Origin of the sequence: Spiroplasma sp. ChiS (genome assembly GCF_002968355.1) — a bacterium.
Taxonomy (GTDB): Bacteria; Bacillota_I; Bacilli_A; order Mycoplasmatales; family Mycoplasmataceae; genus Spiroplasma; species Spiroplasma citri.
The window spans coordinates 1-7,195 of record NZ_PUUH01000292.1; the positions used below are offsets into that span (position 1 = coordinate 1).

The following is a 7,195-nucleotide window of genomic DNA, read 5'->3' on the forward strand; positions in this document are numbered from 1 at the left end:
TGTGAATAACCATATTCTTGTAAAGTTATATTTTTTAATGAACCAAAACCAATATCACAACTATTAACACCACCAGATAAATTAATATCTCTATTAGGAAAAAAATTTTCTATATTTGGTTGTCCACATTCAACTTGTAAATTATTAAGATTATTAAATTGAATTGATGAATAAGCATTTAATAATTGTTCTCAAGTAGTAATTGTCGGATTAATTTGTTTTAAATCAACTTCTAATTCATAATATACACTATTATAATTATTATTAAATAAATTTACAAAAACATAACTATAGTTATAAGTAAAAATTAAAGATTTAGTACTAGTACATTGTGCTGGTGCGGTAATGTTAGCTTTTAATGGTTCAATTGTATTAGCATCTAATATATTTACAGTATATGGTTTATATGTAAATGGATCTGGTGGTAATACTGCTTGGGGGTAAAAAATGTTGTTTCTTCAAGTAAATCATAATCTAATGCACTTGTTTTAATAACACTATTTCATGCTTGAACATTACCATTTGGTTTAATAAATTTTGCCATTGTTTGTCATTCACCTTGAAAATTTTGAAATGCAGTAATATTATCATTTAAAGTAAATGGATTTTCTGAATATGTTGTAATCTTAAAATTAGTTTTACCAATAGTTTGTAAATTAATTAAATCAATTACATAACTTTCTAATGTTCCATCTTTTGTTGGATTAAAATCTAATTTATTATCTAAATTAGTTAATTTAGTATCTTTATCTAATGCTTGAAAATCTTGCGATAATATTACAATTTCATCAGTACCACCATTAACATTAATTCTATTTTGTCCTAAATCAATAGTAGAATAAACTTTTGTACCTAAATCTTGACCAGTTGCAGAATAATAATGTGTTTTGATTTTATCAGTTAATTTAAGCATACAACCAAATGTTAATGAATTACTTCCAATTAAACCACCAACTTGGTCTTCTGTTTCATTACGAAACATATCATAAGGAATATTACCTTTTCCAGCACTATTATCTTTTCATAAACTATTTTGAATAATTTCATAACTTAAATAATCAATAAAAGCATTTAATTGTGCTATTTTTGGTATTAATTGCGTATTTTTTTGAYTCATTAATTTAACTGGTAAACCTAAATCAAAAAATGAAATTATTTTACCAACAATAGGTAAATTATTAAGACTAAATTTAGTAAATTCATTAACATCTCAAGGTAATAATGAAATTGATGAATGTGTATAAMGATTAGCATTTAATATATCATGAAATGATGAAGATTTTAATTGTGAATAATCAAATGATGCAACACCAAAAGGGGCTTTTTTATATTCTGGGTCTTGATAAATAAATTTACGTATTTGTTTAGTATCATAAGCACCTTTAGGTTTAAATTGTAATCCACTATCTCAAAAAGGTGTTTTATTAGTATTTGTTGCTCTAGTAGCAGTTAAATCACTCCCTAATACACCTTMAGCATTTTTCTTTGCTAATGGGTCTGCTAATGCATTAAAAATATTAGTTCATTCACCATAAGTAGTTTGATTAACAGGTCTTAATGCTTGTAAATTATATAAAACATTAGCAGGATTAGAATTAGTTAATAAAGTATCTGGCATTCCACTTAATTCATCTGAAAATAATAAATCTCGTGGTTGATATACTCTTTTATTAATTTGTYYTGATTTAATAGGGCGAYCAATAACAGKWAAARAACTAAAAGCAGTTAAACCTAATACTTTTAAATCAATTCATTTAACACCAACATCTTCGGCTAATACTGGGTCATAATCAACAATTCCATTAATAATTCTTGGGAAAAAATAACCTTCACCAATAGCACCATGTTGTATTTTTTGTCATATTGCCATACCTGATTTAGATAAATGGTCATTAACACTACTAAATGTAATTTCTTGAAATAAAAACTTTTTATTATCAAAAGGGTCATAATAATCTGTAATATTAGAAATATATAATCATTGAATAGATTKATTATATTCATAAKTATTAATAGTTTCTCCACCAATATTTTCATTATTTTTATTTAAAACAACATAAAGGTTTAATTCATCATTTTGACCAAATTGTTTATCTGTTGATAATAAAGTATATTGTCTTTGAGTTGAAATACSTTGAAAAATAGGGTCAGGCGTTCCTTGYGATGAAAAATATGMACCACTTGTACTATTTTGTAAATATGCTTCATACATATCACCACGATTAGTAGGATAATGCATTGGATTAATAATTTTAGTATAAAAATTATCAGCATCTTTAAAGTTTTTTTCTTCTGTTCCTTTATTAACTTGTTTTAATTTAAAAGCATTTTTTMATTGAGCAATAATAGTAGCATTACCAGTAATTGCTAAAGTAAAATCTGAATAATCTTGCGGAATACTATTAATTGGTTTATATCCACTTGTAGTTAATGGAATAACCCCATTAGTAATTACAAAAGGAAAAATAAATCATTTATCTAATTCTTGGATTTTACGCTTAATAACTTTACTATCAGTAGATGCCATTCTCATTGCAGTATATAATACTTGATTATTAATTTGTATTAATTCTTTACTATTATTTTTGTTTAAATTCATCTTTTATACCACCWRTATTTTCATTTTCTTTATTATYATTTTCTAAATCAAATTTAGAATTAGTTTCTAATTGTGCTTTATCAATTTTTTCAACTTCTTTTATAGCAAAAGTCATTGGAATACTATCAACAAGATGAATATAATTTGCTCGAGACATTGTACCGTTTTCTAATYTTGTATTATTTACATCAACTAAACGCATTTGGTCAATAATTCCTGYTGGTTTAAATTTTAATGAATAGGGGCCGTTCAATTTTATCTCAATTATTATTTTCAGCAATTCAATATTTATGAAATATTCATCAACAATCAAATAAACRATATAAATAATCTAATAAAAAATCTTGTCATACTGCTTGTGATTCAATATCTTCTGCTTGCATAATTAATGTTTGATTTTGATTAGTATAAGTTCCTTGTTCATCTGCTTGTCAACTTAAACCAATACCACGAAAAACAATTTTTAAAATATGGTCAGTATCTAAATTATAATCATTTGAATTATATTGCCCTTGAGTATAATTAACAGTTGATCCACCACCTTTGGAATCATAATTATTTTGAACAGTTTGAATAACAAAATCACTTTCATAATCATTTCAAGATTTTTTATTATTTTTTACTTCATCTATTTCTGATGTTKTTGCTTGAATATAACCTCTTGCTCGTGAAAATCTTCTTGTTTTCTTTTTAATAAATAAATTATCTTGTAAATCTTCAATTAATCACATAGTAGGGTAAATATCGGGATAAGCATTTAACATTGTACTTGATGCTTGACCTTGTTGATTAGCACGAATAAAATTAGGAATTTGAATTAATGGAAAACGACCTAATTTATTAATATAAGTTCTTTTTTCAATTCTTAAACTTTTATCTATTTTTCCAGTAGTTGCACCTKCTTGAGTATTTTCATCATTAGGATATGAATCAATTTGAATATATTTATCATTAATAACAACATGAAAGATATAACCAGTATCATCTTGATTTGGTAATATTCAAATATCTGSTGCTTGCTCTTYTTCATTAATTTTTGATACAAAATTAGTAAATAATGCTGTTCCTAACATAACATCTAAATCACCATCATGTGTTTCATATATAAACATAACAGCAACACCTAATAATGATTTAGTTCATGACATTTTAATTAATTTTTCATAAATTTTTCTTTTATGATATCAATTTTGTCAATGTATTAATGCTTGTTCATTTTCACTATYACAAAGTAAACCACGCCCAATTTCCATTCTTACTTTTCTTTGTGCAACAATTAAAGGCACATTTATTTTTCAATCACGATTATTAAATGATAATCAATTATTTATATTATTATTCATTTTTATTTACTCCTAATCTAGCAAGATGACAAATTAATATCTTACTGTCTTTTTCTACTTTATCTACTTTTAAAACTTTATAATCATTTTTATATTTATAAACAAAAATATTATTTTTAGGGATATTCTTTTTATATTTTCCAATAATTTTATCTATATCAATTAAATATATATACATTTTAAATATACTCCCTTATTAATCTATTAGTTGATGATTGAACAATCTCTCTTATATATTCTGATAATGYATAATAATCAGCAWCAAATTYATCATCATATAAATCAACTATTTCTTCTTTTCCACCATTTGGTTTTTCTTTTCATTGAATYATTGGATATTCAGTATTACTTTCTTCTAATATTAAATCATGGGTCATTTTATCACTAATCATTGCTGCAAGAAATGAATTAACTCTATTTGTAACACTTCATATACTTTTATCTACTTTTTCAAATCTTAATAATTTACCATATCTATATTTTAATTTTATTTCATTAAGTACATCAATAAATGCTTCTCCACCACCACSATAATYAACATTAATARTTAAACCACTTTCAATAAAAATAGTGCTATTCTTTAAACTAGATAAATAAAATTGAATAACATCATGTGCTTGTTCAAATATATTACGATGTTCCATTGTTGCATTTGAATGYGTATATTTACCTATTTTATGTACTTTTTTTAAAGTTGAATTATATACTCATAAACTCGCACTTGTTTTATGTGCATTAGGACTATCTGCTTGAGCATAATCAACACCAGCAAGTATTTTATCAAAACTTCATGTTAATTTAGTAAATTTAAGATATTCAGCAAATACAGCACCTTGTACTTGACCAGGTAATCCTCAACTTCATACTCTTGCTCTTGATRGCCATCTTCTTTCCATTTCTAATTGGTCTCTTACAATATTATTATCTAAATAAGTATTTAATCTTCAACTAGAATAATGAATAATAATTGTTTTAGTAAATTTCTTATTCTTTTCATAATAATTAATTTTAAATTTACCTATCTGATCATATTTTAATCGCATTARTTGTTCATCAAAKGGCATTATTTCATTACAATAYTTAATAATATATCTYCCTAATGACTCAGGATTAGATGAATTAATAATAAATTTTCTTTTAGCACCACGAACAGCAAATGATAACTCAGTAATATCATCTTGTGTTAATTGGTCTGCTTCTTCTCTTCATTCAATAGCAAATTCATAATTATTTAAATCAGCAAATGCTTTTAATTTTTCTCTTTTTGTTTGTGAATGTAAACCTTTACAAATAATATAAGTACCATTATCTAATGTAAAAGAATTTTCAGATAAATTAACTTTATAATTAATATTCATATCATTAAGAGTATTTTGAATATTTTTAAATACTCCATTTCTAATATCTTTATTMATTTTCATAACAGCAATAATAAATATTGGCTTACCCACCAATAATGATATAGCACAGCATTTGCCAACTACATTATCTTTTATCATAAAAGTTTTAGCACTATAACGACTTCCTATTTCATTATATTCATCAGCAGGATTATATATTTTATTTCACGGTGCATTAGGAATATTTTGTTGATAAAATCATCTTGGTATTTCATCTAAATGTAAAAAATGTTTAAGCATCTTTAATCACCTCATTTATTTTATGTAAATCAACATTATCAAAATTAATAACAATATTAGCATTATTTATATTTGTATCTTTAACATATTTCTCAACATATATTTTCTTTCCCCCGCCATATTTGTCATTTAATAAAGCCAATTCCAATTCTATTTCTAATTGATTTATTGTATTTTTAATAAAATAAGCGGTTTTTGTATCAACTTCATCTTGTCAATTATCAAATGGTAGTTTTAAGTAGTATAAATATGCTCTTTTATTGCTTAATTTGGTGTCTTTTTTCTTCAAAAATGCCTTAGTTTTACTTGAAATAGTCTTAAAAGTTACCATTTTTTACTCCTTTTTGCGTATTAAAATTGCTATTATTTAAACAATATGGTTAAATAAAAGAGTATAAAAACCTATCAAACTTATCAAGAACTAAAAACGTAGCAAAATGTATTAAAGAACTTAATATTATTTTTATTATGTTTATTTTACAATTAAAAAAAGACTTTTTCAAGTCTTTTTTTGTAAAACAAGTATAGAGACAAATATTCGCAACTTGCTATAAATTAATTGTATAACTTTAAAAATAATTGTCAATAGTTTTTTAAAAATAGTGTATAAATAATTTTAAAAAGATTGGAGACAGAATATATGAAAGATTATACACATCTAAAATATGATGAACGAAATTTATTTAAGGATTTATTATTTTCTAATGCTTGTAAAAAGAAAAATGGTACTCTTAATTTATCTGAAATTGCAAGACAAACAAATCGCAGTGTGAATACTATTAAAAGAGAAATTAAAAGATTTAAAAATATAGAAGATTATACAGCAATAGAAGCACAAAAAGATTATTTTAAAAAGCGTAAAAAATGTATTAAAAAACTACCTATATTTACAGAAGAACAACAAAAATGATTAAATTTAAGATTTAATATTTTTGGTGATACACCAGCAGAAATTATTCAGCGTTTTTTAATAAAGTTTGGGATTAAATTTCCTGCTTATCTTAAAACATTTTATAAATGAATTCATTTAGGTCTTTTGGGTTTGTTAAAGAAAAATTTATTAAATGGTGGTAGAAAAAATAGAACAAAGAAAAGACCTGATAATCGTGGTAAATTAGATGAAAGATTTAGGTCAATTTGAGATATTGAAAATAAAGAATCTAATGTTGGTTGATTAGAAATGGATACAGTCGTTGGTAAAGACCATCAATCTGCTGTTTTAGTTTTAGTAGAACAATCAAGTAAAAAATACTTTGCTATGAAATTAGAAAATCATACTGCTAATGAAGTTTTAGAAAAACTTGAAGAATTAGTTAGAATTAATGGTTTAGTTGGAAAAATTAAAGGAATAATAACAGATCGCGGAAAAGAATTTAGTAAATTTGAAGAGATGGAAAAGATTACTGGTTCTAATGTTTATTATTGTGACCCAGGTTCACCTAAACAAAAACCATTAATTGAAAGAATTAACCGTGAATTTAGAAAACGCTTTCCTAAGGGAACAGATTTTAATAATGTTAATCAGAAAAGAATTGATTGAGTAGTTAATGTTATATGTATAATGTACGATGAAGCGGCAAAAAAACAACCCTAACAAGGGTTGTTTTTTTGCC

General features: G+C 24.3%; 6 protein-coding genes and 1 pseudogene. 1 reads left to right on the forward strand and 6 read right to left on the reverse strand.

Going from position 1 to position 7,195, the window contains the following annotated elements; all coding sequences use genetic code 4:
- Positions 1–388 precede the first annotated feature (388 nt).
- Genes C6B38_RS07750 through C6B38_RS07775 form a run of 6 tightly spaced genes read right to left on the reverse strand, consistent with a single transcriptional unit; the run spans position 389 to position 5,913 of the window.
- Positions 389–2,599: a hypothetical protein gene (locus C6B38_RS07750; protein ID WP_105299195.1), complete on the reverse strand. Its 2,211-nt coding sequence runs from the start codon at positions 2,597–2,599 to the stop codon at positions 389–391.
- A complete protein-coding gene (locus C6B38_RS07755; RefSeq protein ID WP_146693362.1) occupies positions 2,580–2,801 on the reverse strand; it encodes a hypothetical protein in 222 nt (73 codons plus the stop codon). The genes C6B38_RS07750 and C6B38_RS07755 overlap by 20 nt, the downstream gene beginning before the upstream one ends.
- Before the next feature lie 22 nt (positions 2,802–2,823).
- Positions 2,824–3,942, reverse strand: coding sequence for a hypothetical protein (locus C6B38_RS07760; protein ID WP_105299197.1), 1,119 nt, complete (start codon positions 3,940–3,942; stop codon positions 2,824–2,826).
- Positions 3,935–4,120 carry a hypothetical protein gene (locus tag C6B38_RS07765; protein WP_105299198.1) on the reverse strand — a complete coding sequence of 62 codons (186 nt, stop codon included), beginning with the start codon at positions 4,118–4,120 and terminating at the stop codon, positions 3,935–3,937. Before C6B38_RS07765 ends, C6B38_RS07760 begins: the two co-directional genes overlap by 8 nt.
- A gap of 1 nt (position 4,121) precedes the next feature.
- The gene (locus tag C6B38_RS07770) at positions 4,122–5,582 is read right to left on the reverse strand and encodes a PBSX family phage terminase large subunit (RefSeq protein ID WP_162475938.1); all 1,461 of its coding nucleotides are present in this window, start codon (positions 5,580–5,582) and stop codon (positions 4,122–4,124) included.
- Positions 5,575–5,913, reverse strand: coding sequence for a hypothetical protein (locus tag C6B38_RS07775; protein ID WP_105299200.1), 339 nt, complete (start codon positions 5,911–5,913; stop codon positions 5,575–5,577). The genes C6B38_RS07770 and C6B38_RS07775 overlap by 8 nt, the downstream gene beginning before the upstream one ends.
- A 309-nt stretch (positions 5,914–6,222) precedes the next feature.
- Here C6B38_RS07775 and C6B38_RS07780 point away from each other — a divergent pair.
- A pseudogene (locus C6B38_RS07780) lies at positions 6,223–7,137 on the forward strand (IS30 family transposase); the annotation flags it as partial.
- Positions 7,138–7,195 lie beyond the last annotated feature (58 nt).